The following is a 25,999-nucleotide window of genomic DNA, read 5'->3' as shown; positions in this document are numbered from 1 at the left end:
CCGTCCCCTTTCCCAGCTGGGGACGACGTGTTTCATCCCCGGCGGCAAGTAGGCCACGCGGGCCGTGACCGGGGCGTGGACATATCGTCAATCGCCTCTGTCCGGAGGCAGGTGACCGGGCGTGTCCCAGGGCAATCCGTCGCCGGGCCGGTCCTTCGGTTCCTGTCGCTGACGCCAAGCGGCCACGAACAACCGGGCCGCCGGCGGCAACTCCCCCAGTACGTCTTCCGGCACGTCACCGGCGAACCAGCGCGTACCCGGTATCTCGGGCACCTGCGGGCCCGCAGGCGACACCAGTGCCAGCCACGGCCGCAGCTCCTGGGTCACCGTGGCCGATTGCCGCCACGCGTCGATCGCCTCGGCGTAACGGTCGGGATCCCGTACGAGAACAAGCACTTCCATCTCGTCATTCTGCGCATGCCAGTCGTCATGTCGACACCGCCCGTGACACGGCTGGGCGCCGGTGTGAGGCTGGGCGGATGGGTGGGGTGGAACTCATGCTTCTCGGCGGCTTCACGCTGACCGTCGAAGGCCAGGTCGTTCCCGTTTTCCCGACCGCGGAGCGCCTGCTGGCCCTGCTGGCCGTGCAGACCCGCCCGGCCGAACGCTCGCACGTCGCCCTGGCGCTCTGGCCGGACGCCACCCCGGCCCGCGGCGGGCCCAATCTGCGGTCGGCGCTGTGCCGCACCCATCGCATCCAACCCGGCCTGATCGACACCGACGGCCGCCACCTGCGGCTGGCCGCCCACGTGCACACCGACCTGAGCCGGGTCCGTGAACTCGCGGCCCGCCTGCTCGACGCGCGCCGGTTCGACACGGCGCTGCTCGAGGCCGGGGTCCGCGACGAGCTGGCCGACGACCTGCTGCCGGAGTGGGACGACGAGGACTGGCTCCTGGTCCCCCGCGAACAGCTCCGCCAGCTGCGCCTGCACGCGTTGGAGGCGCTCGGCGACCACCTGATCGCCGCCGGCCGGCCGGGTGAGGCGGTCGCGGCCGCCCTCACCGCCGTGGCCGCCGAGCCGTTGCGCGAGAGCGCCCACCTCGCGCTGATCCGGGCCCACCGGGCCGCCGGCAACCGGGGCGCGGCCGCCCGCCAGTACGAGAGTTGCCGCCGCCTCCTGCACGACGACCTCGGGCTGGCCCCCTCCCCCGAGCTGCGCCGCCTCGCCCTGACCTGACCGCGCCCGACCGGGGTCAGTCCGGCGACGGCCAGCCAGGGCCGCGGGCGAGGCGGACGGGACCGGTCGCGGTGCTGATGTCGACGTCGGCGCCGTGCTGACGGACGACGATCGTCCCCTCCTGCGCCAGCTCGGCGGCCACCTCACGGGCCGTGTCCATGAGGTCGCGCCACGACTCGCCGCCGGCCACCCGGGCCACGTCGCTCGGGCAGATGGTGGACTCGGGGCGGCGGTGCCGCAGCAGCGCCCGGATCGCCGCGGCCAGGCGCACCCGTTGGCCGTCGGGCGTCGGCTCCCACCACGGGTCGCCTCGCTCACCCAGGGCTACTTTGGCGTCCTGCACGCGAGGACGGGCCGTTTCCGGATCACTGCGGACGAGCCGGCGGGCGGCCATCAGCTCGTTCACCAGTTCCTGACGCAGCTTGTCGGGGATGGCCGGATCGGTGGCCCGCCAGCGCCGCCCGTTCACGATCAGGTAGCGCCCGTCGGCCGTCCGCTCGCCCTCACTCACACGACGATTATCCAGGTCAGTCCAGGAAACCCGTGGTTGTCACGAGGAACCAGATCCCGGCCGATGAGGCGAGAAAGAACAGCCCGACGGCGACCGCTCCGAACAGGCCGCCGCCGCGGCTGTCGGCGGGCACGGCGCGCTGCGGGTCGGCCGGGTCGTAGACGATCTCGATCGGGACGTCGGTGAGGTGCTCGCGATGGCTGGGCGAGCTGTCGAGCGCCGTACGGACGTCACGGCCCTCGCGGGTGTGGAACCGCACCACCGGCAGGAACACGTCGCTCCGCTCGCTCCGCGCCTCCCGCTGGTTCCCGTCGACGACCGCGGTGATCCGATGCCCGTCCCGGTGCAGCCGCTGAACCCGCTGCCACCGCCGGATGCCGAGCACGATCGCCGCCAGCCCGAACACCGCCGGAACACCCACCACGAACGCGATCACGAAGTACTCGAAGCCCATCGATTCGTCCCCCATGAGCAGCACGGTAGAGGAGACCGTCCACCGGCTACAGCCGGCCCCGCCACAGCCACGGAACAGGCGCTAGGCTGCGGCGTGCCTCTGACCATCCAGATTCTCGGGCCGCTGCGGCTCTGGCGCGACGGCGTGGAACTGGACCCGGGCCCGCGGCAGCAGTCCTACCTGCTCGCGCTCTTGCTGGCCCAGCCCGGCCGTCCGGTCGGGGCGGGCGAGCTGATCGACCTGATCTGGGGCGAGGACGCCCCGCCGAGCGCGCTCAACGTGATCCAGAAGTACGTGGGAGCGCTGCGCCGGCTGCTGGAACCCGGCCTGCCCGCCCGGGCGCCCGGCTCATATCTGTTGCGGCGCGGCAGCGGCTACGTGTTCCAGGCCGACGCCGGAACGCTCGACCTGATCGCGTTCCGCGAGCTGGCCCGGGCCGGCCGGCCGATCGAGGCGCTGGCTCTCTGGCAGGGCGTGCCCGGCACCGAGTTCACGCCCGGAACCGCCGCCACGCCGCTGTTCACCGCCCTGCTCGACGAATACCTCGACGCGTGCGTGGCCGCGGCGCCGCTCGCCCTGACGCTGGCCCGTCCCGAGCCGGTGCTGGTCCACCTGCGCCAGGCGGCCCGGCTGGCGCCCCTGCACGAGCCGGTTCAGGCCGGCCTGGTCGCGTTGCTCGGTGCGGCCGGTCATCAGGCGGAGGCGCTTTCAGTTTTCCGTACGGTCCGTGCCCGGCTGGCCGACGAACTCGGTGTCGATCCGGGCGCGGCTCTGGAGGCCGCGCACCGGCGGGTGCTCGGTCCCGCCGGCTCGCCCGCATCGGCCGCCCGCCCACCGGTCCCGGGAACCCGCGCGCCGTCCGACCGCCCGCCGCTTCCGGGAACGCCCGCGCCGTCCGACCGCCCGCCGCTTCCGGGAACGCCCGCGCCGTCCGACCGCCCGCCGCTTCCGGGAATCCCCGCGCCATCCGACCACGGGCCCGTACCGGGAATCCCCGCGCCGCCTGAGCGCCTGTGGATGCCGGGAGTCCCCGTGCCGGCCGACCGTCTGCCGGTGCCCGGAATCGTCGCGCCGGCCGGCCGTCCGCCGGTGCCGGGAATCGTCGGACGGGTCGGTGAACTCGGTGCGCTGCGGCGGACGGTGGGATCGGCGCTCAGTGGCGGCACCGGCCTGGCCCTGGTCGAGGGTGAGCCCGGCGTCGGCAAGACCCGGCTGCTGGAGGAGGTCGCCGCCGAGGCCGGACGACGCGGTGCCCTGGTGGTGTGGGGCCGCTGCCTCGAGGGCGACGGCGCCCCGTCGATGTGGCCGTGGGTCGAGGCGGTCGGCGCGCTGCTGGAGGCCGTCCCCGCCGAGTCGCGCGCCGGTTGGCGGGCCGGGGAGCTGAGCCGCCTGTTCGAGCCGCCCGCGCAGGCCGCGCTGCCCGACCGGGGTGTGCAGTTCCGGATGTTCGAGCGGGTGGCCGGTCTGCTCGCTCACCTGTCCGGGCGGCGCCCGGTGGTCCTCCTCCTCGACGACCTGCAGTGGGCCGACGAGGCGTCGCTGCATCTGGTCGCCCACCTGGCGGTCCGCCTGCCCGGCGGCACGGCGGTGGTCGGCGCGCTGCGCGACCGGGCCCCCGCACCCGGCTCGGAGCTGTCACGGATGCTGGCCGTCGCGGGCCGCGTGCCCGGTCACCGCCGTGTCCAGCTCGGCCCGCTCAGCCTCGACGAGGTAGCCGCCCTCGTGCAGCGCGAGACCGGCGCGGCGCCCGGGGCCGGCGCCGCCCGCCGCATCCACACCCGCACCGCCGGCAACCCGTTCTTCGTGCGGGAGCTGTCCCGCCTGCTGACCGGCGACGGCACGCTCACCGAAGATGCGGCACGGCAGCCGGGCGTGCCGTCGGCGGTGCGCGACGTGGTCCGCGACCGGATCGCCGGCCTCGACCCACCGGCCCGCGACCTGCTGCAGGTCGCCGCAATCATCGGCCGCGACGTCAGCCTGGCGCTGCTGGCCCGAGCCGCCGGGCTCAACGCTCAGGCCGTCCTGGACCTGCTCGAACCCCTGACGGCGCTGGGCCTCGTCGGGAACCGCCCCGGAGACCCCTACGCCATCCGCTTCACCCACGACCTCGTCCGCGAGTCGGTCGCCGAGTCGACACCTCGCTCGGTCGCCGCCCGCCTGCACCTGAGCGTGGCAGACGCATTGGAGAGCGAGTCCCCGAACCCAGCGACCGCGCTGAGGAGCAAGCCCGCAAACCCGGCGACCGCGCTGAAGAGCAAGCCCACGAACCCGGCGACCGCGCTGGAGAACGACGCCGCGAACCCGGCGCCCCCGCCGCAGGACGACCCGAGAAGCCGGGCGGACATGGTGGAGGGTGACGTCGAAAGCCTGGCCCACCATCTGTGGGCGGCCGGTCCGCTCGCCGATCCGGCCCGCACCACGCGGGCGCTGGTGCACGCGGCCCGCCGGGCGGCCACCATGGCCGCGTTCGAGGCGGCCGACCGGCAGCTCCAGTCGGCCGTCCGGCTCGCACGGTCGGCCGGGCTGGAGGCGCTGGAGCTGTCGGCGCTGTCGTTGCTGGCCATCGTGATCCGGCGGATGGCCCGCTACGGCGGCCCGGCGTTCGCGGTGCTGGAGCGGGCCGAGGATCTGGCCCGCCGGCTCGGCCGTGACGCGCAGGCCGCCGACTTCCTCTACATCCGCTGGATCGCCTCCGCCCACGCCGCCCAGGAACATCGCGACCAGCTCGTGCACCGGCTACGCGACCAGGGTCAGGCGTCCCGAGATCCCCTCGTACGGGCCTACGGGCACCAGGCCTGGGGCCTGCACCAGTGGGAGCAGGGCGACATTACCGAGTCGTTCCGGCACATGGGCCGCGACAACCGGGCCCTGTTCGACAACACCACCCGCGACGGAAAGAACGCACACCGCCACGACGACGAAGACGCACACCACCGCGGCCGCGAGGAAGCGCGCCACAGCGACGGTGAAGACACACACCACCACGACCGCGAAGACGCACACGGCCACGACAGCGAGAACGCACACCACCGCGACCACGAAGACGCGCGCCACCAGGACAGCGAGGACGGGCACCACCGCGACGGTGAGGATGCGCACCGCCATGACGTTCAGCTGCCGTGGCCCTGCCTGCGCGCCATGGTCACCGCCTTGCACGGCGACGTCGCCGCGGCCCGGGCCCAGCTCGACGCGGTCGAGGCCGGCGCGCGTGACGACCCGTACATGACCTCGGTCTGGGCCTACTACACCGGCATCGTCGCGTCGATGGCCGGTGACCCGCAGCTGGGACGCCGAGCCGTGGAGGGCTGGCAGGCGGCCGACCCCGAACGCTTCTTCGTCCACGTCGACCCCTACCTGCGGCAGACGTGGTGCTGGACGCGCGCCCTGACCGGCGACGACCCGGCCCGAGCGGCCGCCGAGGCCGAGGAGCTGCTGACCACGACGCTGCTGGACCCGCCACGCTGGGGCCTGGCGTTCTATTGCGGTCTGATCGCCGAGATGTTCCTGGCTGCCGGCGACCCGGCATCGGCGGCGGCCACCCTGGACCGCGCCGACGCCTTCCTGCAGAGCCACGGCCAGCGGTACGCCGAGGGCCTGCTCCTGCTGCTACGCGCCCGAACCCTGGCCGCCGCCGGCGAGCCGAAACCGCTGGTCCGCGCGGCCGCCGAACGCGCCCGCAGCCTCTCCACCGCACGCGGCGCCCACCTGTTCGCCGACCGCGCCACCCGCTTCCTCGAATCCCTCTGATCCGCCGGACAGTGCCGCCTCGACACCGCCCGCCCGACAGCCCCTTCGGCCAGGCCAACCCGGACGCAGCCCCCATGGCAGCGCGGCCCCACCAACCCGCACGCCGCCCGCCCAGCGACACAATCACCCCAACCACACACCGCCCCTCGACGGCACGACCCGCCAGACCAGACACAGCCCGCTCAGCGGCTCGGCCACGCCAACCCAGACACGGCTCGCACCTCGGCACGGCTCGGCACGCCAACCCGCACGGCAACAAGGCCATGCCGACCGGATGCTCGCGCGCGACAAGACGTGCCCGCGGATCACTCCCGATCGGGCCGCCGGGTACTCGGGGCCGTGCGAGCGGGTCAGTCAGGCTCCGAACGCGTCTCGTATCACCTCCAAGTCGTGAATGCGGGTCGGTGGCTGGCCGCGGCCGGTGCCGTGCCAGAGGTGCGCCGGCGCGGTGGCCAGCAGCACCGCGCGCAGAGGCTCATGCGCGCCGAACTTCGCCCGCATCGCGTCCCGCATCACGGCGTGTTTCTGCTGGTCCCACTGCCGGAGCTGCGCGGCGTCGAGCAGCACCAGCTTGCGTTGCTTGCGGGCCGCGAGGCCGTCGCCCCGGGCCAGCTCATTGCCGCTCTGCAGCGCGAACCGCTCGGCCGAGGCGGGGTCGACGAGGGCGATCTTCGCGGCCTGGAAGGCGTGTTCGACCGTGCGGAAGGTGCGCTCGCCCAGCGTGAACTCGGCCGGCCAGAAGTTCGACAGCATGCGCCGCCAGTGCTTGACGCGGGCCAGCGTCGCATAACGCGCCGGGTCGGCAACCCGCTCGTGGGCGCCCTGACCGGGCGGGCGGTCGGCCGAACCGGAGAAGAAATACAAGCGGTCCTCGGTCACGGCGAAACCCTACGGCCCGGGTACGACACAATTCCCCGATGCGTACGGTCTTCGAGCTGTCCTGGCCGCAGGACTACGCCGGCCGCGAACGGGCGGGCGAACCGGAATACCCGCATCTCTGGCCGGCCGGATATCTACCCTCCCTGCCGGGCAGTTCGGTGCACATCTGCGACGAGCTGGTGTGGGAGCCGGTCGACCGTGAGCGGCTGCGGGTCCAGGCGTCCGCGCTGCTGAATGCCGTACGGGAAAATCAGCCGCGGCAGTTGTAGGCGACCTGCGTCGTGGCCTGGAGCGGCGACGGTTCGAGGATGTTGACGGTGGCGGTCTCGGTGGTGGTGCCGACGCCGCTGAACGTCCACTTGAGGGTCAGGGTGGCGGTGCGCTGCCCGCGGCCGACCTGCTCGCTGAGCATGGCGCCCGGCCCGGCGTCGGAGCGCAGCCACTGGTAGCGGATCACGCCGCTCTTTCCGTTGGTGCGCACGGTGGCGACCACGTCGGTGGTGACGCCGCAGCGGCTTCCGGCCGGACGGGCGACGGCGACCGTGGCGCTCTCCACCTCGATCGGGCTGAGCCGCTGCCACAGATAGAGCCCGACCACCACGACCAGCGCGAGCGTGACCAGGGCGGAGAGCACCGAGACCAGGCGGCGCCACAACGGGCGGCGACGGGCCGGCGCCACCACGGCCGGCCAGGCCGGAGCGGGTACGGGCGTCGGCGGCACACCGGGCCCGAAGCGCACCTCCTGGGCGGCGGGAGCCGACGACGGACCCGCCGGAGTAAGGCGAGCCGTCTTCCCGGGATCGCCCATGAAAGCGGTCCGACCCGGATCACCCGCGACAGGGCCTGCGCCCGGCGACGAGCCCGCGACACGGCCCGCACCGGGCGGCGAGCCCACGGCCGGAGCCGCACCTGGAGAACCCATGACGGCAGTCCGGTCCGGGTCGGCGAAAAAGGCGCCGTCCGGCCCGCCCTGGAACACCGTGGGGGCGGGACGGTTGATGGTGGCCCACGGGTCGGCCGGCGGCGGCATATCCCGGCCGCCGACGGGCTCCTCGGGTGCGGACACGGCGCGCTCCTAACCGGGGGTGCAGGTGTTCTCGAGGGTCACCGACGCCGGCGAGGCCGACCGGCCCGTGTTGCCGGCCGCGTCCACCGCGACCACGGCGATCGTCATGCGGGTGACCGCCCTCGGCATCGGCAGCGGCCCGAGCATCCCCTGGTACAGCCCCTTGCCGTTCGAGCTCATCGCCACCGTCGAGGTGGTGCCGCCCAGGGTGTAGCGGAAGCTGACCTCCACCTTGGATTCGTCGCTGACGGCGGCCGTGATGGTGCTCGTCCGGACGCCGTACTGGCACTTCTCCCCCTCCAGCGACGCCCGGCTCGACCGCACCGCCCCGACCGTCGGAGCGGTGGTGTCGGGCCGGGGCGTCGGGGAGGTGCTGGTCGACGGACTCGGCAAAGGAGGCGAAGGCGTCGAAGGAGTTGCGCTGGTGCTCGTGCTGGTGCTGGGTGTTCCGGGCGCGGCGGTGGCGGGCGTGGGCGCGGTGGTGGCCGGCAGCGTCGGGGTGGTCGTCGTGGTCGGTGTCGCCGTGCCGCCGGCGGATGCTGACGGCGCCGTCGAGGGACCGGCCGGGGGTGGTGTCGTTCCGGCGACGGCCGGTTGAGCCGCCACCGGTCCCGCTTCCCAGTCCGCGTCGGCCGGGGATCCGGCGGCGGCGTGGCGGTAGCCCATCCCACCGATCAGCACGGCCGCGACGAGCGCGCTGCCGGCCAGCGTGACCCCTTTGCGGCTGCGGAGCAATTTCCCCGTACGGCCGGAAGTCGTGCTGCCGACCGTCGTCGACGCGAAACTGGTGGCTCCCGCATTGCCGTCGGGAAACGGCCACAGCGCGGCCAGCAGGGCCGCCCGGCGCGCCAGTTCCCCCAGACCACGGTCCTCCCACTCCGGTCCGTACGCCGCTCCGGCCACCCGCTCCAGGATGTCGAGGAAGGCGAGGGCATGCTGGGGCCGGTCGCCGGGCTGTTTCGCCAGACCGAGCCGCAGCAGATCGTGCACGGGCGCCGGGGCCGGATCGGTCGGGATGGGCGCGTTCGCGTGTTGCTCGTACAGGACAAAAAGGCTCGGCCCGTCGTACGGCGGACTGCCCGTGAGGCATTCGAAGAAGGTGGCCGTGGCGGCGTAGATGTCGCAGGCCGGCGTCGCCGGAACACCCGTCCACTGCTCCGGCGCCATGTAACGGGGTGTGCCGGAGACGACCGTGTCGGCGCCCTCGCCCACCGGAGTGGCGATGCCGAAGTCGGCCAGCTTGCTCCGCCCCTCGGCCGTGACCAGCACGTTCTCGGGTTTGTAGTCGCGGTGCACCACGCCGTGGGCATGGGCCGCCGCGAGCCCGGCCAGCGAACCCTTCAGCACGCAGAGCGCCGATTCCGGGGTGGTCGGGCCGTGCTCGCGCAGCATGTGCCGCAGCGACACCCCGTTGACCAGCTCCATCACGATCGCCGCGCCGCCGGTGGACTCGACGTATTCGTACAGCCGGGAGATGTTGGGGTCGTCGATCTCGCCGAGCAGCTGCGCCTCGCGGCGGAAGGCGGCCCGGAACTGAGCGTCGTCGCCGAGGCCCGGCGTCAGATATTTGATCGCGACCGGGGTGCCCGTCTCGATGTGGGTGGCGAGCACGACGCTGCCCGACGCCCCGGCGCCGAGCGGACGAACAGGCGTGTAGCCGGACAGCTGCCAGCCGTTCATGCCCCAGACCCCACCATCCAGAGGGCGGATGCCTGCCCCCGCCGCGCCGACCATTCTCGTCACCCGGTGACGCCGGGCAATCCCCGCAACGGCCGTTTTCGCTGCCCATATGGGCGACCCTGAATGTGATCGGCCCCGGAGCGGGGACGCGGAACGGCTCCCCCGGCCGGACGAGCGCGGTTGCAAAGAGGCGTTCGCACTTTGGTTCTTTCGACGGAGGGGTGGTCGGTCGAAGCGCGGACGCGGTGGACACAGAGGACGAACACAATGGCGCGGTGACCTACCCGACACCGAACCAGCCCGGACCGATGTGGCCCGGTCAACCGCCCCGCAAGAAGGGGTTCTGGCAACGCCTCTCGCCCTGGCAGCGGGCCGGAGTCGTTGCGGTCGCGCTGATTCTGCCCTGCTGCGGCGGGGTCACCGTGATCGGCGCGCTGGCCGGGGACAAACCGAAGACCGAGAACGTCAGCGGGGACCGGCTCGCGGAGGTGCAGCCGATCGCGACGACCACGGCGGCCGGGGCGCCCGAGGCTCCCGTCGTGACCAGCGCGGCGACCGGGGCGCCGGTGGCGACCACACAGCCGGAACCGGAGGCGACCACAGCCCCGGCCACGACCGCGGTCGTCACCACGAAGCGGATGGTCGTCAAGGAGCGGATCCCGTATCAGACCCGCAAGGTCGAGGACGACAGCCTGGCCAAGGGCAAGACCCGCGTACGGACCAAAGGTGTCGCCGGCGTCAAGACGGTGACCTGGGAAACCACGTACACGGACGGGAAGCCGACGGCCCGGCGCATCGTCAAGACCGAGGTCACGCGCAAGCCCGTCACCAAGGTCGTCGCCGTGGGCACCAAGGAGGCCGGCGGGGGCAACTGCGACCCGAACTACAGCGGATGCGTGCCGATCGCCAGCGACGTGGACTGCGCGGGCGGCAGCGGGAACGGCCCGGCCTACGTGGACGGACCGGTCACCGTGATCGGCGACGACATCTACGACCTGGACCGCGACGGAGACGGCATCGCCTGCGACTCGTAATGCCGGATCAGCGCCCGAGGGCGGCCTCAATCTTCTTCAGGTCGTCGTCGAGGCGCTCGGCCGGCACGTCCGGGTCGACCCGGGCGAAGTCGAAGTCGGCCATCTCCCAGGCCGGGAACACGTGCACGTGGGCGTGCGGCACCTCAAAACCGGCCACCACCAGACCGACCCGAGGGGCGCTGTACGCCTTCTTGAGCGCGGCGCCGATGGTGTGGCTGACCGTCATCACGTGGCCGAGCAGGTCGGCCGGCAGGTCGGTCCACTCGTCGATCTCCTCGCGGGGCACGACCAGCGTGTGCCCTGCGGTGAGCGGCGCGATGGTCAGGAACGCGGCCACCCGCTCGTCGGACCAGACGATCCGGCCGGGCAGATCGCCGTTGATGATCTTCGTGAAGAGCGTCGGCATGGTTCGTCCTCGTGTGTCGTGGGTGTCCGAATGGCAGAGTATCGCTGTGGACTACGAAACCGGCGCCGGACTGCTGCACCGCCTCACCTCCTATTCCACCGACCGCGAGTGGGACGTGCCCGTCGACGACCCGCGCGTGCGTCACGACCTGAAGCCGAACGACCTCGAAACGGCCCCACCGCCGCTCAAGGGCTATCCGGACGGGCTGCCGGTCACGCCGCTGCCGCGGGAGCTGCCCGATTCGGGGGTGCCCGCCACCGCCGTACTGTCGGGAAAGGCCTCTCCCCCGCAGCCGCTGGACGCCGCGCATCTGGGTCGCGTCCTGTTTCTCGGGGCCGGGGTCGTGCGCACGATGACCCGCAACGGGCGCCGGCTGCTGTTCCGGGCGGCCGGTTCGGCCGGGGCGAGATTCCCGCTCGAGGTGTACGCGGTCACGCGTGACGTGGCCGGCGTCGAGGACGGCGTGCACTGGTACGACCCGATCGCCCACGCCCTGGTCCAGGTCGGCCCGCCGGCCGTCGGTGACACGACCACCCTGGTCGTCACCGGCGTGCCGTGGCGCACGGGCTGGCGTTACGCCGAACGCGGGTTCCGCCACCTCTACTGGGACGCGGGCACGCTGCTGGCCCAGCTCGAGGCGGCCGCCGCCGCGTACGGGCCGCGCCTGCGCACCGTCTTCCCCGACGAGCAGATCACCGGGCTGGTCGGCGCCGACGGCGTCCACGAGTTCCCGCTCGCGCTGCTGACGCTGGGCCCGGGCGAGCCGGCCGTCGCCGCCACCGGCCCGGCCACTCCCGGCGAGCTGCCGCCGGTCGAGTTCCCCCTGGTCACCGGCGCGCAGCGGGCCGGTGACGGCACCGCCGAGGGCAACCCGTGGCCGGTCGGCGCCGAGATCGGCGAGCCCGCGACGGACGGCGAGACCCTCGACGCGGTGATCCGGCGGCGGGGTTCGCAGCGACGCATGGACCGGACGAAGACCGTGCCGCGTGAGTCGCTGACGTGGCCGATGGAGGCCGCGCTGCGGGGCATCGAGGTGCCGCACTGGGTGGTGGTGCACGGCGTGGACGGGGTCGAGCCCGGCATCTACCGCTGGCCCGACCTCGAGAACCCGGTCGAGACCGGCGACCTGCGGGCCGAACTGGAACGGGTCTCGCTGGGCCAGTCCCTTTCGGCCGAGGCGGCGTACGTGGTCATCGCGGCCGTGCCCGGCGAAGGCCTGGACGACCGCGCCTACCGCACCGCGCAGCTGGCGGCCGGAATCGTGGAGGGTCGCCTGCACCTGGCCGCGTACGCGGTGGGGGTGAGCGCGACGGGCATGACGTTCCTCGACACCGAGGTGCCGCCGCTGCTGCACGAGCCCAGCAGTCTGGTCACCCTGCTGTTCACCTGTGTCGGCGTCCCCGAATACCAGTCGAAGGCGGGCGGCGGCCCGGGCGATCCCGTCGCCGTACGCCGCGTGATGCCCCGCTTCGTCGACTAGTTGAACGGCGGCCGGTTCACGCCGAAATAGGCGTAGAACCGAGCCAGCCGGAATTCCATGCGCAGCACCATGGTCACGAGCATGGCGATGATGATGGCGCAACTGAGCAGACCCCAGCCCAGGTCACCGGCTCGGGTTAAATGCGCGACCACCGCCACGCCAACCAGCAGGGACGCTCCGAAAACCAGGATCACGGACAGTTCCACAAAAAGGCGGTGCAGCATCTTCTGGCCGTACCGATCACCGCCGAAATGCGAGATCGGCGACCAGATTATCGTGCTCCCGGCGCCGGCCGCGGTAGAGAAGAACAGGACCGCGATCCAGGAATTCCACCGGGAGACGTCGCCGAGAAAGTAGGACGGCGGGATCTCAAGACTGAACAGGACGAACGGCAGGGCGCAGTCGACGATCGACGGCGCCCACCGGAGCGTGATGCTGATGGAGAGGTGATAGTAGAACGAGAAGATGAAGATCATCAGCATGCACACGGCCTGCGAGCCGACCAGCAGGGACGGCGTCGGGAAGGTCTTCTCGGCCAGAAGCGCCAGCGCCACGCCGAGAATGATGCTCATGATCGTAATGAAGCTGGTGGCGGAGACCTCCAGCGAGCGCTTGGTCAGAATGTCTCCGCTCAGGGCCTGAAGTGCGCCGCCGAGCTCGGGACGATCAATACCGGGAAGGCTCTTCTCGCATTCGAAATCCTGGGAGTAACCGGCCGGCGACTTTTCGAAGTCGCCCGGGAAAGCGCGGCCACGCTCCGGTTCCGAAAGGACGTGATCATGCGTATCAACTGTCACGGAAGCCATGATGCACCGCGTGTCAATGCGGCTATTGATCAAATTTTGGCCGGCCGAATACTTCGCAGATGCGCGCTTGTTCTTCGAAAAGCCGACGGGCAAGGTTGCGCGATGCGTTGTATCCGCCGGGCGGTATCAGGCCGCCGCTCGGATGTCCTGTTCGAAGGATTCCTGCCATACCGCCCAGCGGGTCTGCGGGCCCAGCCGCTTGGCGCGATACATGGCGAGGTCGGCGCGGTGCACGATGACGTCGTGGGTGAGTTCGCCGGGGCCCGAGACGGCGATGCCGATGCTCGCGGCCAGCGGCATGAGCCGGCCGTCGACGACCACGGGGGCCAGGGCCGAGGCGAGCGCGCCGGCGACGTCGTACGCCTGCTCGGGGAACTGGAGGTCGGGCAGCACGACCGCGAACTCGTCGCCGCCCAGCCGGCACGGCAGCCCCCACGACGGCACGGCCGAGCGCAGCGCCTTGGCGAACTCGACCAGCACGAGGTCGCCCGACTTGTGCCCGAGGGTGTCGTTGACCTCCTTGAAGCCGTTGAGGTCGATGACCAGCACCGCGCTGGAACGGCCGGTACGCTCGCCGCGGGCCAGCGAACGGTTGGAGGTCTCGCGGAAGCGGGCCCGGTTGGCCAGCCCGGTGAGCCCGTCGGTGACCGCGCGCTCGTCGCTCTCGCGTTGCACGAGGGCCTGGCGCATCAGCACGATCGCGCTGATGGTGGCGCCGCCGAGCGCGAGGCCGCCCCACGGGAACAGGCTGCCCTCCTCGACTGCGGCCAGCAGCATCAGGGCGTGGGCGGCGGCAACCGCGGCGTAGGGCAGGTTCCGAGCCGAGAGGGAGAGGCGACGAGCACGCCGTACGGTGGGACGCCACTGCTCGACGGCGGCCGCGACCAGCAGCGCGTCGGCCGTGAGCCAGGCCAGGAACTGCCACGGCGAGTGCAGTGACGCCAGCCCGTGGCCGTTGAGGTAGCCGTGCACGGCGTCGCCCGCGAACAGGACCATCGCGCCCGCCGCGAGGGGCCGCAACGCCTGCTGGGCCGAGCCTTCGGCGCCGCGCAGCAGGGCCCGGGCGACGCTGAACAGCAGGGCCAGGTCGACGATCGGCAGCACGGCCGCGGTCACGATGACCGTGCCGGTCCAGCCGTGCTGGTCGACGTACGGGCCGAAAGCGAAGAACCACAGCAGCATGAAGCCGCCGACGAGCACCACGGCCGCGTCCAGCCGGGTCTTCCAGCGGTCGCGACGGCTGGTGCCGGCCAGCGGGAACAGTTGCAGGGCGATCAGCAGCGCACCCACGAAGGCGACGTGGCTGACGTCGTCGAGCGTGTCGGAGGCGTCGGTCAGCAACGCCAGCACCGGCGTCACCATCAGCACGGCGAAGCTCACGGCGACCGCCCGCCACGCCTGACGCGCCCGCGGCAACAATCCCGGGCCACGGGCGGCGAGCACGGCCGCGATGAGCCCGGCGACGCCGAAGCTCGTACGGGAAATCTCGACGACCATGTCGTACGCCTGCCCGCCGGCGCTCAGCCCGACCCCGGCCGCGACGAGCACAGCGGCGTAGAGCAACGCCAGGCACAGATGTGCCGCTGACGTGCGTCGCCGCGGTGTCTGCATGGTCCCCTCACGGGTGCGCCGATGGTCCGGTCCGCAGAAGATCGGACGCGGCGCCCCCGAGTTGAGGAACGGCTACGCGACGGCGGCGCCGATCCGCGGGCCGGCGGCGCCGCGCTCGACCGCGACGATGACGACCGGGCCCTCCGGTGGCCGGCTCCAGAACAGCGTGTTTCCGCCCTCGCGACCGGGTCGTGACTCCTGACCCGCACTGTCGATCGCCACGAACGAGGCACGGCTCAGGTCGCCGCCGGGCCGCTCGACCCGCACCCGGTCCCCGTCACGGACGGCCGTCAGGCGCAGCACCGGCGGCTCGGGATCGACGCGCTCGTCGCCGACGTGGCCGAGGGGCGCGAGGACCAGCAGCGACCAGACCATACGCGTGGGCCCGGTCTCGTGGCGCACCACCACGACCTCACTGGGCCGGTTGCTGAGCATCCGGTCGTCGACCGCGTGCCAGCCGTCCGCCGCCTTCTCCGGGCCGCCGGTCCCGTTCAGGGCCTCGTGCAGACGGTCGAACACCGGCCGAAAGCCGGCGATGTCGTCGTATCGGGTGCGCGCCGCGTCGGTCAGCAACGGCCAGGCGCCGGCGACATCACCTTGCCGAACCACAGCCTCGAACCGTACGGCCGCATCGCGCGCGGGACCCCGGAGGTTGGGCTCGATGCTGCACGCGCAGGCGGGCTCCGGCCGCCCGGCCACGACGGAGGCGACGGTCACCGCCGAGGCGACAACCGCCACGGCCAGGCCAACAATGATCATCCGGCGTGTGAGCATGCCGCCTTGGACGTCGCCCCAGCAGCGCCGGTTCCCCGCTGCGGACCCGTGGACGGGCGGGGAGTCAGGACCTGGCCAGGGGGCTGGGCGCGATCAGGCCGACCACGCCTCCGAGGGCGGCGGTGGCCAGGCCGAGAACGGCTTCGGCGCTCTTGCCGTTGTTGATGAGCAGATAGGTGAGGAAACCGAAGAGAATGGCGACCGCGAAGAGGCCGCCGATAAGCATGTACCAGATTCCCGATGGTGCCTCGGGCAGAACGCTGCGGGCGACCTCTTGGGCGTCCTTGGCGGGCATCCCCTCGAGGATTTTCCCGGCGGTTTCCTTGGTCTTCTCGGCCGGCAGCCCCACCACCGCCTCCGCCACAAAGTCCGCCGATTTCATGTCCATGGTCTGGGTGAGCTGGTCCGTGTCCGACATCTCCGTCTCCTCAGGTCAGCATGCCGAGGACTCAGCTAACTACGCCGCCGCACCCACCGGCCACCGGCTTTGCTGACGTATCTTGGACATTGTCGGCGACATTTCAGAACGGCCCGTAATGGCGTGCCCGGCGGGTGGTCCGCCAGGCATCCCGCCACGCGAACCAGGCCGTTCGCAGGCGCGGTGAGGAAACGGCTTCGCCCCGGCGCCGCAGACGTAACTGCTCGACCAGCCAGACCGGCGCGGCCGCCCGCTCGACGGCCTCGCTCTTGGTGAGAAGCTGCCCCGTACGCAGGCCGTGCCGCCCCCGGGCCATCGAGGTGAGCCCCAGATCGGCGAAGCCCGGGTCGAGCCACACCCACGGACGCCGGGCGGCCCAGGCCCACGGTCCGACGAGTTCGGCGCGGGCGGCCCGGCGGATGTCGTCGTCGGTCACGGGCGGGAACAGCTCCCGGGGCGCCCGGCCGAAAACGGCGTGCCCGTGGCGGACCAGTTCGGCCCGCGTGACCCCGGAAACGATGCGCTGCACCATCTGCCCGTGTGTCCACGTCGGATGTTCGGCGCCGGCCTCCGTACGCCGGTCGGAGTCGACGTACGAGCAGCCCAGTTTCAGCCCCTTCGCGGTCGTGTCGTCCAGGCGCCGGTGCAGGGCCACCAACGCGGCCTGGCGCTCGGTGCCGACCGGACCGTCCGTCACGGCCACCAGGTCGAGGTCGCTGACACCCGGCCGATAGTCCCCGGTGGCCAAGGACCCGCCGACAAGCAGGTCGCTGACCCAGCCCAGTGCCTCCAACTCGTGCCCGAACCCCGTGAGGGCCTTCATCCGCCGATCCCGAACAGCGCCACCGCGACGACGGCGAGGTAGGCGAGCCCGACCACGAGACCGCCGCTCAGCCGGCCGGTGACATCCCCGCCCGGGTCGCCGGCGGCCAGGGAGAGGTCGCGCAGCCGCATCATCACCGGTCCCCAGTGCTCGTCCACGCCGCTCATCCGGAACGTGACATCGGGCTCCCATTCGAGCCACAGCCCCTTGTCGTCGCGTCGCACCTCCCGCAGGCGATGCCAGGGCACGTGGTGGACGCGCCAGCGGTCGTGCACGACGAGCCCGCCACGCGTGAGCCTGACCCGGGCGTTCAGACGATCCCATCCCCCGTACGTCATCAGGCCGCCCACCCAGAGCACGATGCCGGAGTCCCACCAGCCGTCGGTCAGCCCGGTCAGCACCAGCGCGGGCGCGGCGGCGAACCCGAGCAGGAGCAGCGCGCCGAACACCCGGTCGCGCGGCGGCATCCGCAGGACGACGGGCAGCTCGGGCAGGTCGCCCGGGTCGGTGTCGGGCAGGGGTTCGCCGGGTGGGTCCTCGGGCATCTCGGGGCGGTTCCGGGGCGTCCGCAGAGGCGCTTCGGGCAGGAGCACGGCGTCGTCGGTGACCAGGAGGACCCAGCCGCCGTCGCGCAGGTCGCCGGCCACCGTCACGGTCTGCGGCTCGGCCGGGCCGCCCCAGCCGTCCGCCCAGTCGACGTCCTCACCGGTCAGGTGCGGGCGCGACAACGTCAGCGGCGACGCCACCACCGGCACGAGCGCCATGTCACCGGCCAGCACGGCCCGGTTCTCGGCGTCCGGCTCGGCGGTCAGTTCCACCGCGGGCAGCTCGCCCGACAACAGGCGCCGTCGGGCCGAGCGCATTCGTTGCTCGCGAACCAGCAGCAACGCGGCCAACGCGAGCGCGCCCAGCCCGGCGCTGAGCCACCCCGTCACATCCTCGGGTTCGGCCACCGGGCGCACCCACGAGCCGTCCACCAGCACGGGGACGACCTGCCCGGCCTCGTACGGGTCCAGGACCCCCACCCGTACGGGCTGCGGAACCTCGACGACGATCTCGCCCTCGTCGTTGTCGGCACTGCGGACGACGGCGTCGACCCGTACGGCCGCCGACTCGTGTGCCACCACCTGACCGGCGCGATGGCCGTACCAGGCAAGGCCACCGGCCCCGGCGAGCACGAGGACCGCCGCGATCAGCGTGCGGCCGCCCCAGCCGGGAAAGCTGTCGCGCAGCCGCTCGGCGAGGGCCGAGTCCAGCCGTACCGTCCCGGCCACCTCCGCGACGATTCCGGCCTGACGCCGCCGAGCCGCGACCAGCCACACCGCGACCGCCAGGCAGAGCAGGGCATGGATCGCGAAGGCCACGTTCGCGGCCGGCACGTCGTCGTAGACCAGATCGGCGACGGCAAAGGCGATCCCGGCCGCGCAGCCGGCCAACGGCAGCCACCACAACAGGACCGGGGTTGCCAACAGAACGACGAGCGCCACCGCGAACGTCACGTCGGGACCGCACACCAACGGATCCACGGTCGAGCAGGGCCGCGAGTCGCCGGCCACCGCAGCTCCGACGGCAGCCACCCACCCGAGCAGAAGAACCACCCGCGGCACCCACCACGGCACGGCGGCCGCACCCCACCGGCCGATGCGCCGCTCATCCAGCACCGGCGCGCCCGGACGTCTCACCGGCGCTGCCCCACTCCGAAGATCACGCCGCCGAGCATAGGGCCGGCGCGCTCCCCGGTCCGGCTATCGTGGCCGGGTGAGTAACCGGAACGCACCCCGGCCGATCGGCGACCGGCCCCGCATCGGGCGGCCGGCCAACGCCTTCACCGGCAGGCGGCCCTGACCGGTGCGCGGGGTGGGTCAGGTTCTGCTGGGTCTGCTGCTTCTGTTCACCGGCACGGCCCACCTGAGTTTCGCGCGCGCGGAGTTCCAGGCGCAGGTGCCGTCGTGGGTGCCGATCGACGAGAACTTCGTGGTGGTCGCATCCGGTGTGGTCGAGCTGAGCCTGGCGGTGGCGCTGCTCGTGGCCTGGCGACAGCCCGCGCGCGGCATCGTGGGGGCCGTCACCGCGGCCTTCTTCGTGGCGATCCTGCCCGGCAACATCGCCCAGTTCACCGAGCATCGGGACGCCTTCGGCCTCGACACCGACGCCGCCCGCGCGATCCGGTTGCTGTTCCAGCCGTTGCTCGTGCTCTGGGCCCTCGCCGCGACGAACGCCGTCCCCACGCTGCGCCGCCTCCGCGCCGGAGGGACCCACGCCGCGCCGTCTTCGCACCGGGAGGACAAAGGTGAGTGACCACGACATCCGCTGCCGGCCCGCGTAGCTCGTCTCGTCAGCTGCCGGGTCGCGGGGTGAAGCCGAGCTGGGCCGAGATGCGGGCGGCGGCGGCGAGCAGGTCCTCGGCGGTGCGCGGGTCGGCCTCGGGGTCGAACCGCTGTTCGGGGCCGGCCACGCTGATCACGGCGGCGACCCGGCCGTCGTGGTCGAAGACGGGGGCCGCGATCGAGGCGGCCGCGGGCTGGCGTTCCCCGTACGAGGTGGCGTAGCCGCGCTCACGGATCAGGTCGAGCTCCTTGAGCAGGAGGGACGCGTCGACGATCGTCCGGTCGGTCAGCGGCTCGAGGCGGCAACGGTCGAGATAGCCGTCCAGGTCGAACGCCAGGAACATCTTGGACGACGCGCCGGCGTGCAGCGGGAACGGGACGCCGACGGTCACCTCCAGGCGCAGCTCCTGGTCGGGCACGACCTGATCCACGTACAGGCGGGTGTCGCCCCGGCGCAGCGAGAGCGTGGCCGTCTCGCCGGTGCGGCCGGAGAGGTGCTTGAGTTCTCCAGCGGCCATTTCCCGTACGTCGGCCCGGGTCAGATAGGCACGTCCGAGCGCGACGGCGGCGTGGCCCAGCGCGTACCGCCGGCTCTGCGGGTCGAGCGTGATGAGCTCACGGTTGCGCAGCGCGGTCAGGATGCGATGCACGGCGGCCTTGGTCAGCCCGAGGGCGGCCGCGATCTCGGTGACGCCCAGATTGGGGCGGTCGCTGCGCCCGAAGAGCAACAGCACGTCCATGGCCCTCTCGACGGCGGCAACGGACCGGGACCGGCTCTCTTCCATAGAGATGATCGTAAATGTATTGGGTGGGCTGTCAGTCCCCGGGCCGACTCGCGTTGAATACTCGGTCATGAACGCTTTCCGAGAGCTGCTGTCGGCCGGCCGCGTGACCCACGTTCCGGGTGTCTTCGACCCGTTGAGCACGACGCTCGCGGTGCAGGCCGGCCACCGCGCGGTGTACCTCGCGAAAGCGGCCGTGGCCTCGGTGATGATGGGCCGGCCCGACGTCGGCTGGATCCCGGCCACGCAGATCGCCGACCGCGCCGCCACCCTCGGCCCGGTCCTCGGCGGCCTTCCGTTGCTGGCCGACGCGGGCACGGGTTTCGAGACCGCGCAGGGTGCCGTGTGGACCGCGCTGTCCTACGAGCGGGCCGGCATCGCGGGCGTGGTCGTCAACGAGATGCACGCCGAGCTGCACGAGCAGGCGCCCGGCATCGCGGTGGTGGCCCGCACCGACGCGTACGCGGTGGGTGGGCTGGACGCCGTGGTCGAGGACTGCCGCGCGTTCGTGAAGGCGGGCGCCGACGCCGTGCTGCCCGCCGGTGTGGGCACGCATGGCGAGTTGTCGCTGCTGCGGGCCACGCTGCCCGGGGTTCCGCTGGTGCTGACGCGTTCCGAGTCGGCCGCCGCTCCCCCGCTGCTGCCCGACGTCCAGCTGGCCGCGCTCGGGGTGCGCCTCGTTCTCCATCCGCTCGCCGCCCTGCTGGCCGCGGCGCGGGCGGCCTCGCAGGCCTACCGGGCGATCCTGGAGGAGGGCACGGCCGAGGCGGTCGATCGCATGCCGTGGGCGGCGTTCACAGCCCTGGCTGAACCCGCCGCCGCGCGCGAAGCCGCCGGACGCCGCGACAGCTACTCCGCCGGACCTCGCGACATTCACTCCGCCGGACGCCGCGGTCGTTTCGCCGCCGAAACCGGAGCATCGTCGTCCTCCGCTTCCGGGACCATCCCGGTGACTGACAACATCGACACATGATCCGCCCGTTCCTGGACACCGCCGAGGTCGTCTCCGAGTTGCTGCACTCCCCTGAGCTGGTCGCGCGCTGGGAGCAGCCGAGCGCCCTGACGTCGTTCCGGATCAGCGGCCTGGCCGGCCATCTGGCCCGGGCCGTGTTCAACGTCGAGCGCTGGCTGGCGGCACCCCCGGGCGAGGGCGACCCGATTGACACCGTCGCCTATTACCTGGCCGGCGCGGCTCCCGCCCCCGACCTGGACGGCGTGGTGCCCAGCCGCATCCGCGAGACCGGCGAGGAGGAAGCCCTGGCGGGTCCGGCCGCGCTGGCCGCCGACTTCGACGCGGCCCGCGCCCGCCTCGCGACCCGGCTGCCCACCCTGGCCCCCGACCGGCCGGTGCGGGTCTTCGCCCACGTGCTGCCGCTGGACCAGTGCCTGCTGACCCGCCTGGTCGAGCTGACCGTCCACCTCGACGACCTGGCCGTGAGCCTGTCCGTCCCGACCCCCGCGGTGCCGCCCGAAGCCGCCGACGCGGTCGCCGTCTGTCTCACCCGGCTGTCCCTGGCGCGGCACGGCTTTCTTCCGGTGCTGCGTACCCTGTCGCGTCGCGAACGCGCGCATAGCCCTATCGCGGCCTTCTGAGCTCGTACAGGGCACATCCCACGCCCTCGATCAGCAGGTTCTTCGTGTGGTGGAAGCCGAGCCGTTCCATCACGGCCCGGGACCGGCGGTTGCGCCGCTCGGTGAACGAGACGACTTCGTCGGCGTCCAGCGGGCCGAACGCGAACTCCAGCCCCGCCCGGCCGATCTCGGTGGCGAAGCCGCGACCCCAGTAGCGGCGGTGCAGCACCCAGCCCAGTTCGAGGCGGTCGCGGCCGTCCACCACGGCCCGGGACAGGCCGCCGCGGCCCACGCACAGGCCGGTCACCCGGTCGTACGCCATCCATTTGTGCACGCCGTCGATCTGCCAGCCCCGGGCCATCCGGCGGGTCTCGCGTTCGATCGCGGCGCGGGTCCATCGGCCGTACCACTCGGCGACCGCCGGATCGCGGTAGAGGGCCAGCAGGTCGGCGGCGTGGCGCGGGGCTACGGGCTCGAGACGCAGGCGTGCGCTTAGGTTGGGCATATGACCATGCTGCAGGTGACCCCCAACGGTCCGTGGGGCAAGGACGTCCATCCGGCCATGCCGGTCACCCTGGACGAGCTGACCGCCGAGCTGACCCGGTGTTTCGCGGCCGGCGCGGACGGCGTGCATCTGCACGTCCGCGATTCCTCGGGCGCCGAGACCCTGGACCCCGCGGTCGTGAACGAGACGTGCCGGCGGGTGCGCGAGGTCGCGTACGGGAAAATCGAAATCGGCCTCACCACGGGCGCCTGGATCGTGCCCGGCCTCGCCGACCGCATCGCGATGATCCGGGAGTGGGAGGGCGTCGACGTCGCCACGGTGAACCTCTCGGAGGAGGGCTTCGCCGACGTCATGGCGGCCATGCTGGAGGCCGGCATCGGCATCGACGTGGGATTGTGGTCGCCGCAGGAGATGCCCGCGCTGCTCGGTTCGGGCCTGTTGCCGCTCGTGAGCCGGGTCAGCATCGAACTCGACCCCGGCGAGCCCTACTTCCTCCAGGGCCCGCCCGAAACGGTGGCCCAGCAGGTCAACGACTTGCTCGACGAGGCCGGCTCAACCTGCCCCCGCTTGACCCACGGCATGAACGACTGGACGTGGCCCCTGGTACGCGACGCGTTCCGCCGGGGCCACGACACGCGGGTCGGTTTCGAAGACTCCGTCCTGCTGCCCGACGGCACAACCGCCCCCGACAACGCTTCCCTCGTACGGGCGGCGGCCGCGCTGCGCCCATGACGGATCATGGGTGCCATGCCCTTCGCCGACGAACTGCTCAGCGCCCGGACGGCCGAGAACCTGACTCACGCCGTACGGGAAACCGCTCCTGACCTGCCCCTGCCGACCCTGGAGGCGGCCGCGCGCGGGTTCGACGGCCTGGCCCTGCGGGAGCGCGCGGACCTGCTGCGGGACGCCCTGCTGACCGACATCCCCGGCGACTACTCCGCACTGGCGCGGATCGCGCGTTCCGCCCGGATCGAAGGCTGGATGGTCTGGCCGGTCACCTCGGCGGTGGCCGCCCGTGCGGTGGCCTCGCCCGTCCCCAGCGACTTCGACGACGCGATGGCGCTGCTGGCCGAACTGACCGGCCTGCTGACGGCCGAGTTCGCCATCCGCACGATGCTGCGCCACGACCTCGACCGCGCCCTCGCGACGATGCTCGAGTGGACCCGCTCCGACGACACCGACGTGCGGCGGCTGGCTTCGGAGGGTGCCCGCCCCTACCTGCCGTGGTCGGTGCGGGTGCCCGAGATCCTGAGCCGGCACGGCGTCACCGTGCCGATCCTCGACGCCCTCTATCGCGACCCCAGCGACTACGTGCGCCGCTCGGTCGCCAACCACCTCAACGACCTGAGCCGCGACCATCCGGCCCTGGTCGTCGACACGGTCACCCGCTGGCTGGCCTCTCCCGACCAGAACACCGCCCGGACCGTACGGCACGCCCTCCGCACCCTGATCAAACGAGGCGACGCCGGAGCGCTGGCCGCGCTGGGTTTCACCGCCGCGACCAGCCTGCGCATCGAGGGCCCCACCCTGAACACGCCGATCGTGGCCGTGGGAGACACCATCGAGTTCCACGCGACCGTCCACAACGCCGGCGACGAGCCGGCCCGCCTGGCGATCGACTACGTGGTCCACCATCAGCGGGCCAACGGCACGCAGACCGCCAAGACCTTCAAACTGACAACGGCCACCGTCAACCCCGGAGAAACTCTTGAGGTACGCCGCAAGCACTCGTTCCGCATCATCACCACACGGCGCTACCACCCCGGCCCGCACGCGATAGCCCTCCAGGTCAACGGAGTCCCCACCGACCGCGTGCCGTTCGACCTCATCGCCCCCGCCGGACCCGCCTGATCCTCGTCGCCGTCAGGGCCGTTGATGCTCGCCATTCAAAGCAGCCTCGTAAGGATGGATGACGAGTTTCGACTGACGACCCGCGAAGCTTCGTTTCAGATTCCGGGTCTCGCGATCGTTCCTGGCGAAGAGTCCGCGCTTGTCGACGTGAACAACGACGGCGCCGTGGCTGTCGATCACGTCCGAGATTCCCCGGGTCTGAATGGTGTCGCACCACGCGTCGATGTTGCGCCCGAACCACGACGGAAGTCCGCACGGACCGGCGACCGCATCCCAGAAGTCGTCCAGTGTCTCCATCGGCCGGCCCCGCAGATCGACAACCAGATCCTCAGCCACTTCTCCCCCTCCCGGGCATCAGCGCGCGTACGGCCTGCACTTTAGTGTGGGTGTCGTGGCTGTGAAGGCGTACGACATCAGCGTCAATGAGCAGGCCGTCGGCGGGGCGTTGGCTGCTGGCTGGGCCGGGGCGCACGGGCCGGCCATCGATCCGGCAGTGTGGCCCCGGACGCCGCGGACCGGGCAGCCGATGCACCACCGGTTCACGCTGTGGCTGCCCGAGGGCTATCGGCGGCGCGGCGACGAGCTGGTTGGGGTGTCGGTGTTCCAGTGGTGCGACGCCTTCTACTGGCGCGGCCCGAGCGGGCCGGAAGGCACCGTCCACCCGCATCTCCACCTCGCCGATGACGGGGTCGACCAGGTGTTCGCGCTGTTGTGGCTGACCGAGGCCGAGCTGACCGGGCCGCCGACCGCGCGGCCCGCTCCGACCGCCGCACCCGTTGAGGGGGAAGATGATCCGGAGGGCAAGATTCCCTCGTACGCCTCGGCCGGGCCCCTCTGGCTGCGCGAGCGCGACGATCCCAACGCCGGCCTGTCCCCGACCGACGACGGGTGTGTGGAAGTGCCGAACCTCTACGACAAGTTCGCCATGGAGCACCTGGGTGGCACCGCCATGAGCCCGGACGGGCCGCGGTCCGACCTGTCGCCCTGGTATGTCGAGGTCAACCGGCTGGGTGGACTCAACCACGGCGGCGATCAGGACATCGCATTCGACCTGGGCGCCGCCCATATTTTGGGGGACATGTCGAGTCACGTCCGCTACGGCATTGCCTGACGGTCCTGGAGCAGGGTCTGGCTCAGGGTCCACAGGCGAGCCGCCGTCTCGGTGTCCAGTGCGTGCGAGATCGCGTCGGCGGGGATCGCGTCGGCGGTCGGGGGCAGGGTGCGGTCGTCGATCGGGGCGACGTCGCTGTTGTTGAGATAGAGGCCGCCCAGGCCGTGCAACTGCGGGCTGGCGGCGCCGAAGACGACGGTCGCGGCGCCCTGTTCGGCGGTCTTCTTGCCCGCCGCTGGATCGATGACGGGCTGCCCGGCGGCGTCGACGAGACCCATCCTCTGGTAGTCGGCCCGGCTGCCGCCGCTGTTGAGTTGTGTTCCCAGAACCACGCCGGGGTGCACGGCGAAACCCCGGATGCCGTCGGCCGCCCACCGTTCGTCGAGCGCGACCGCGAACAGGACGTTGGCGAGCTTTGCCTGGGCGTACGAGCTTCCCGGGTCGTACGAGGAAACGAAGTTGGGGTCGTCCCAGCGGATCCGCCCGAAACGGTGCGCGCCGGACGAGACGTTGACGACCCGGGCCCGGCCGGCGCGGCGAAGTGGCTCGTGCAGGGCGAGCGTGAGCTGGAAGTGCCCCAGATGGCTGGTGGCGAACTGCACCTCGAAGCCTCGGCTGTCCCGTTGAACCGTTCCGGGCGTGGGCACCGCGGCGTTGTTGATCAGGATGTGCAGCGGACGCTCGGATGCCACCCACTCCGAGGCGAAGGCGTCGATCGCGCCCGGGTCGAGCAGGTCCATCGGGGCGACAGTCACGTTCGCCGTCGCGCTCAGGGCTTCGGCGGCGCGTCGCGGATTGCGGGCTGGGACCGTGACGGCCGCGCCCGCGCGCGCCAGGGCCTGGGTGACGGCTTTGCCGATGCCGGAGTGACCACCGGTGACGACCGCGTTGACGCCGGTCAGGTCGACGCCGTCGAGAACGTCGTCGGCGGTGGAGGCAGCCGTGAAGCCGCTGCCGAGGGGATGCTGATGCTTGATCACGCTG

28 protein-coding genes are annotated in these 25,999 nt (G+C 72.2%); 11 read left to right on the top strand and 17 right to left on the bottom strand.

Annotated elements, in window-relative coordinates:
* Positions 1-87: 87 nt before the first annotated feature.
* Positions 88-402: a hypothetical protein gene (locus tag JIG36_RS23485; RefSeq protein WP_203378519.1), complete on the bottom strand. Its 315-nt coding sequence runs from the start codon at positions 400-402 to the stop codon at positions 88-90.
* Between the two features lie 77 nt (positions 403-479).
* Here JIG36_RS23485 and JIG36_RS23480 point away from each other — a divergent pair, with 77 nt between their 5' ends.
* Complete coding sequence (locus JIG36_RS23480; protein ID WP_236048101.1) at positions 480-1,178, top strand: AfsR/SARP family transcriptional regulator; 699 nt, start codon at positions 480-482, stop codon at positions 1,176-1,178.
* A 16-nt stretch (positions 1,179-1,194) separates the two neighbouring features.
* Here the strand turns inward: JIG36_RS23480 and JIG36_RS23475 are convergent, their stop codons facing one another.
* Both JIG36_RS23475 and JIG36_RS23470 read right to left on the bottom strand, forming a co-directional pair.
* Positions 1,195-1,689, bottom strand: coding sequence for a DUF3253 domain-containing protein (locus JIG36_RS23475; protein WP_307872882.1), 495 nt, complete (start codon positions 1,687-1,689; stop codon positions 1,195-1,197).
* Positions 1,690-1,705: 16 nt separating this feature from the next.
* On the bottom strand, positions 1,706-2,158 hold the full coding sequence (locus JIG36_RS23470; protein WP_236048100.1) for a DUF3592 domain-containing protein: 453 nt from the start codon (positions 2,156-2,158) through the stop codon (positions 1,706-1,708).
* A 78-nt stretch (positions 2,159-2,236) separates the two neighbouring features.
* Here JIG36_RS23470 and JIG36_RS23460 point away from each other — a divergent pair, with 78 nt between their 5' ends.
* Positions 2,237-5,890, top strand: a complete 3,654-nt coding sequence (locus tag JIG36_RS23460; protein WP_307872881.1) for an AAA family ATPase — start codon at positions 2,237-2,239, stop codon at positions 5,888-5,890.
* A gap of 354 nt (positions 5,891-6,244) precedes the next feature.
* Here the strand turns inward: JIG36_RS23460 and JIG36_RS23455 are convergent, their stop codons facing one another.
* Positions 6,245-6,769, bottom strand: a complete 525-nt coding sequence (locus tag JIG36_RS23455) for an NADAR family protein (protein WP_203378516.1) — start codon at positions 6,767-6,769, stop codon at positions 6,245-6,247.
* Between the two features lie 38 nt (positions 6,770-6,807).
* Between JIG36_RS23455 and JIG36_RS23450 the strand changes: the two genes are divergently transcribed.
* A complete protein-coding gene (locus JIG36_RS23450) occupies positions 6,808-7,038 on the top strand; it encodes a hypothetical protein (protein WP_203378515.1) in 231 nt (76 codons plus the stop codon).
* Here the strand turns inward: JIG36_RS23450 and JIG36_RS23445 are convergent.
* Complete coding sequence (locus tag JIG36_RS23445; protein WP_307872880.1) at positions 7,020-7,835, bottom strand: hypothetical protein; 816 nt, start codon at positions 7,833-7,835, stop codon at positions 7,020-7,022. The genes JIG36_RS23450 and JIG36_RS23445 overlap by 19 nt on opposite strands.
* 9 nt (positions 7,836-7,844) lie before the next feature.
* On the bottom strand, positions 7,845-9,515 hold the full coding sequence (locus JIG36_RS23440) for a serine/threonine-protein kinase (RefSeq protein ID WP_203378514.1): 1,671 nt from the start codon (positions 9,513-9,515) through the stop codon (positions 7,845-7,847).
* Positions 9,516-9,790: 275 nt separating this feature from the next.
* Between JIG36_RS23440 and JIG36_RS23435 the strand changes: the two genes are divergently transcribed.
* On the top strand, positions 9,791-10,549 hold the full coding sequence (locus JIG36_RS23435) for a G5 domain-containing protein (RefSeq protein WP_307872879.1): 759 nt from the start codon (positions 9,791-9,793) through the stop codon (positions 10,547-10,549).
* A gap of 7 nt (positions 10,550-10,556) precedes the next feature.
* Here the strand turns inward: JIG36_RS23435 and JIG36_RS23430 are convergent, their stop codons facing one another.
* Complete coding sequence (locus JIG36_RS23430) at positions 10,557-10,955, bottom strand: HIT family protein (protein WP_203378513.1); 399 nt, start codon at positions 10,953-10,955, stop codon at positions 10,557-10,559.
* Positions 10,956-11,001: 46 nt separating this feature from the next.
* Between JIG36_RS23430 and JIG36_RS23425 the strand changes: the two genes are divergently transcribed.
* Positions 11,002-12,435: a nitroreductase family protein gene (locus JIG36_RS23425; protein WP_307872878.1), complete on the top strand. Its 1,434-nt coding sequence runs from the start codon at positions 11,002-11,004 to the stop codon at positions 12,433-12,435.
* On the opposite strand, the gene JIG36_RS23420 is transcribed toward JIG36_RS23425, so the two are convergent.
* The 6 genes from JIG36_RS23420 to JIG36_RS23395 all read right to left on the bottom strand — a co-directional run bounded on the left by JIG36_RS23420 (position 12,432) and on the right by JIG36_RS23395 (position 18,549).
* Positions 12,432-13,232 carry a hypothetical protein gene (locus tag JIG36_RS23420; RefSeq protein WP_203378512.1) on the bottom strand — a complete coding sequence of 267 codons (801 nt, stop codon included), beginning with the start codon at positions 13,230-13,232 and terminating at the stop codon, positions 12,432-12,434. The genes JIG36_RS23425 and JIG36_RS23420 overlap by 4 nt on opposite strands.
* A 135-nt stretch (positions 13,233-13,367) precedes the next feature.
* On the bottom strand, positions 13,368-14,852 hold the full coding sequence (locus JIG36_RS23415; RefSeq protein WP_203378511.1) for a GGDEF domain-containing protein: 1,485 nt from the start codon (positions 14,850-14,852) through the stop codon (positions 13,368-13,370).
* A gap of 72 nt (positions 14,853-14,924) precedes the next feature.
* The gene (locus JIG36_RS23410; protein WP_203378510.1) at positions 14,925-15,611 is read right to left on the bottom strand and encodes a hypothetical protein; all 687 of its coding nucleotides are present in this window, start codon (positions 15,609-15,611) and stop codon (positions 14,925-14,927) included.
* Positions 15,612-15,690: 79 nt separating this feature from the next.
* Positions 15,691-16,044, bottom strand: a complete 354-nt coding sequence (locus JIG36_RS23405) for a hypothetical protein (protein ID WP_203378509.1) — start codon at positions 16,042-16,044, stop codon at positions 15,691-15,693.
* A gap of 103 nt (positions 16,045-16,147) precedes the next feature.
* On the bottom strand, positions 16,148-16,867 hold the full coding sequence (locus JIG36_RS23400) for a nucleotidyltransferase domain-containing protein (RefSeq protein ID WP_203378508.1): 720 nt from the start codon (positions 16,865-16,867) through the stop codon (positions 16,148-16,150).
* Positions 16,864-18,549 (bottom strand): hypothetical protein, encoded by a 1,686-nt coding sequence (locus tag JIG36_RS23395; protein ID WP_203378507.1) that lies wholly within the window; start codon positions 18,547-18,549, stop codon positions 16,864-16,866. The genes JIG36_RS23400 and JIG36_RS23395 overlap by 4 nt, the downstream gene beginning before the upstream one ends.
* 175 nt (positions 18,550-18,724) lie before the next feature.
* Here JIG36_RS23395 and JIG36_RS23390 point away from each other — a divergent pair, with 175 nt between their 5' ends.
* Complete coding sequence (locus tag JIG36_RS23390) at positions 18,725-19,165, top strand: DoxX family protein (RefSeq protein ID WP_307872877.1); 441 nt, start codon at positions 18,725-18,727, stop codon at positions 19,163-19,165.
* A gap of 37 nt (positions 19,166-19,202) precedes the next feature.
* On the opposite strand, the gene JIG36_RS23385 is transcribed toward JIG36_RS23390, so the two are convergent.
* On the bottom strand, positions 19,203-19,979 hold the full coding sequence (locus JIG36_RS23385; RefSeq protein WP_203378505.1) for an IclR family transcriptional regulator: 777 nt from the start codon (positions 19,977-19,979) through the stop codon (positions 19,203-19,205).
* Between the two features lie 67 nt (positions 19,980-20,046).
* Between JIG36_RS23385 and JIG36_RS23380 the strand changes: the two genes are divergently transcribed.
* Positions 20,047-20,949, top strand: a complete 903-nt coding sequence (locus JIG36_RS23380) for an isocitrate lyase/phosphoenolpyruvate mutase family protein (protein WP_203378504.1) — start codon at positions 20,047-20,049, stop codon at positions 20,947-20,949.
* Positions 20,946-21,569 (top strand): maleylpyruvate isomerase N-terminal domain-containing protein, encoded by a 624-nt coding sequence (locus JIG36_RS23375; RefSeq protein WP_203378503.1) that lies wholly within the window; start codon positions 20,946-20,948, stop codon positions 21,567-21,569. Before JIG36_RS23380 ends, JIG36_RS23375 begins: the two co-directional genes overlap by 4 nt.
* On the opposite strand, the gene JIG36_RS23370 is transcribed toward JIG36_RS23375, so the two are convergent.
* Positions 21,553-22,053: a GNAT family N-acetyltransferase gene (locus JIG36_RS23370; RefSeq protein ID WP_203378502.1), complete on the bottom strand. Its 501-nt coding sequence runs from the start codon at positions 22,051-22,053 to the stop codon at positions 21,553-21,555. The genes JIG36_RS23375 and JIG36_RS23370 overlap by 17 nt on opposite strands.
* On the opposite strand from JIG36_RS23370, the gene JIG36_RS23365 reads away from it, so the two are divergent.
* The gene (locus JIG36_RS23365; protein ID WP_236048099.1) at positions 22,054-22,785 is read left to right on the top strand and encodes a 3-keto-5-aminohexanoate cleavage protein; all 732 of its coding nucleotides are present in this window, start codon (positions 22,054-22,056) and stop codon (positions 22,783-22,785) included.
* A 15-nt stretch (positions 22,786-22,800) separates the two neighbouring features.
* Positions 22,801-23,904 carry a DNA alkylation repair protein gene (locus tag JIG36_RS23360; protein ID WP_203378501.1) on the top strand — a complete coding sequence of 368 codons (1,104 nt, stop codon included), beginning with the start codon at positions 22,801-22,803 and terminating at the stop codon, positions 23,902-23,904.
* A gap of 12 nt (positions 23,905-23,916) precedes the next feature.
* On the opposite strand, the gene JIG36_RS23355 is transcribed toward JIG36_RS23360, so the two are convergent.
* The gene (locus tag JIG36_RS23355) at positions 23,917-24,240 is read right to left on the bottom strand and encodes a barstar family protein (protein WP_203378500.1); all 324 of its coding nucleotides are present in this window, start codon (positions 24,238-24,240) and stop codon (positions 23,917-23,919) included.
* Positions 24,241-24,295: 55 nt separating this feature from the next.
* Here JIG36_RS23355 and JIG36_RS23350 point away from each other — a divergent pair, with 55 nt between their 5' ends.
* Positions 24,296-25,015 (top strand): hypothetical protein, encoded by a 720-nt coding sequence (locus tag JIG36_RS23350; RefSeq protein ID WP_203378499.1) that lies wholly within the window; start codon positions 24,296-24,298, stop codon positions 25,013-25,015.
* On the opposite strand, the gene JIG36_RS23345 is transcribed toward JIG36_RS23350, so the two are convergent.
* Positions 25,000-25,995, bottom strand: coding sequence for an SDR family NAD(P)-dependent oxidoreductase (locus JIG36_RS23345; protein WP_203378498.1), 996 nt, complete (start codon positions 25,993-25,995; stop codon positions 25,000-25,002). The genes JIG36_RS23350 and JIG36_RS23345 overlap by 16 nt on opposite strands.
* Positions 25,996-25,999 lie beyond the last annotated feature (4 nt).

Origin of the sequence: Paractinoplanes ovalisporus, assembly GCF_016834655.1 — a bacterium.
In the GTDB taxonomy this organism is placed as follows: Bacteria; Actinomycetota; Actinomycetes; order Mycobacteriales; family Micromonosporaceae; genus Actinoplanes; species Actinoplanes ovalisporus.
This window is presented reverse-complemented; position numbering and strand designations above follow the sequence as displayed.

Bases quoted from the DNA above. Each gene is read 5' to 3' on its own strand.
- JIG36_RS23485 (WP_203378519.1), bottom strand. From the start codon at position 402: ATGGAAGTGCTTGTTCTCGTACGGGATCCCGACCGTTACGCCGAGGCG.
- JIG36_RS23480 (WP_236048101.1), top strand. From the start codon at position 480: ATGGGTGGGGTGGAACTCATGCTTCTCGGCGGCTTCACGCTGACCGTC.
- JIG36_RS23470 (WP_236048100.1), bottom strand. From the start codon at position 2,158: ATGGGGGACGAATCGATGGGCTTCGAGTACTTCGTGATCGCGTTCGTG.
- JIG36_RS23450 (WP_203378515.1), top strand. From the start codon at position 6,808: ATGCGTACGGTCTTCGAGCTGTCCTGGCCGCAGGACTACGCCGGCCGC.
- JIG36_RS23440 (WP_203378514.1), bottom strand. From the start codon at position 9,515: ATGAACGGCTGGCAGCTGTCCGGCTACACGCCTGTTCGTCCGCTCGGC.
- JIG36_RS23430 (WP_203378513.1), bottom strand. From the start codon at position 10,955: ATGCCGACGCTCTTCACGAAGATCATCAACGGCGATCTGCCCGGCCGG.
- JIG36_RS23415 (WP_203378511.1), bottom strand. From the start codon at position 14,852: ATGCAGACACCGCGGCGACGCACGTCAGCGGCACATCTGTGCCTGGCG.
- JIG36_RS23410 (WP_203378510.1), bottom strand. From the start codon at position 15,611: ATGATCATTGTTGGCCTGGCCGTGGCGGTTGTCGCCTCGGCGGTGACC.
- JIG36_RS23405 (WP_203378509.1), bottom strand. From the start codon at position 16,044: ATGTCGGACACGGACCAGCTCACCCAGACCATGGACATGAAATCGGCG.
- JIG36_RS23400 (WP_203378508.1), bottom strand. From the start codon at position 16,867: ATGAAGGCCCTCACGGGGTTCGGGCACGAGTTGGAGGCACTGGGCTGG.
- JIG36_RS23385 (WP_203378505.1), bottom strand. From the start codon at position 19,979: ATGGAAGAGAGCCGGTCCCGGTCCGTTGCCGCCGTCGAGAGGGCCATG.
- JIG36_RS23380 (WP_203378504.1), top strand. From the start codon at position 20,047: ATGAACGCTTTCCGAGAGCTGCTGTCGGCCGGCCGCGTGACCCACGTT.
- JIG36_RS23375 (WP_203378503.1), top strand. From the start codon at position 20,946: ATGATCCGCCCGTTCCTGGACACCGCCGAGGTCGTCTCCGAGTTGCTG.
- JIG36_RS23370 (WP_203378502.1), bottom strand. From the start codon at position 22,053: ATGCCCAACCTAAGCGCACGCCTGCGTCTCGAGCCCGTAGCCCCGCGC.
- JIG36_RS23365 (WP_236048099.1), top strand. From the start codon at position 22,054: ATGACCATGCTGCAGGTGACCCCCAACGGTCCGTGGGGCAAGGACGTC.
- JIG36_RS23360 (WP_203378501.1), top strand. From the start codon at position 22,801: ATGCCCTTCGCCGACGAACTGCTCAGCGCCCGGACGGCCGAGAACCTG.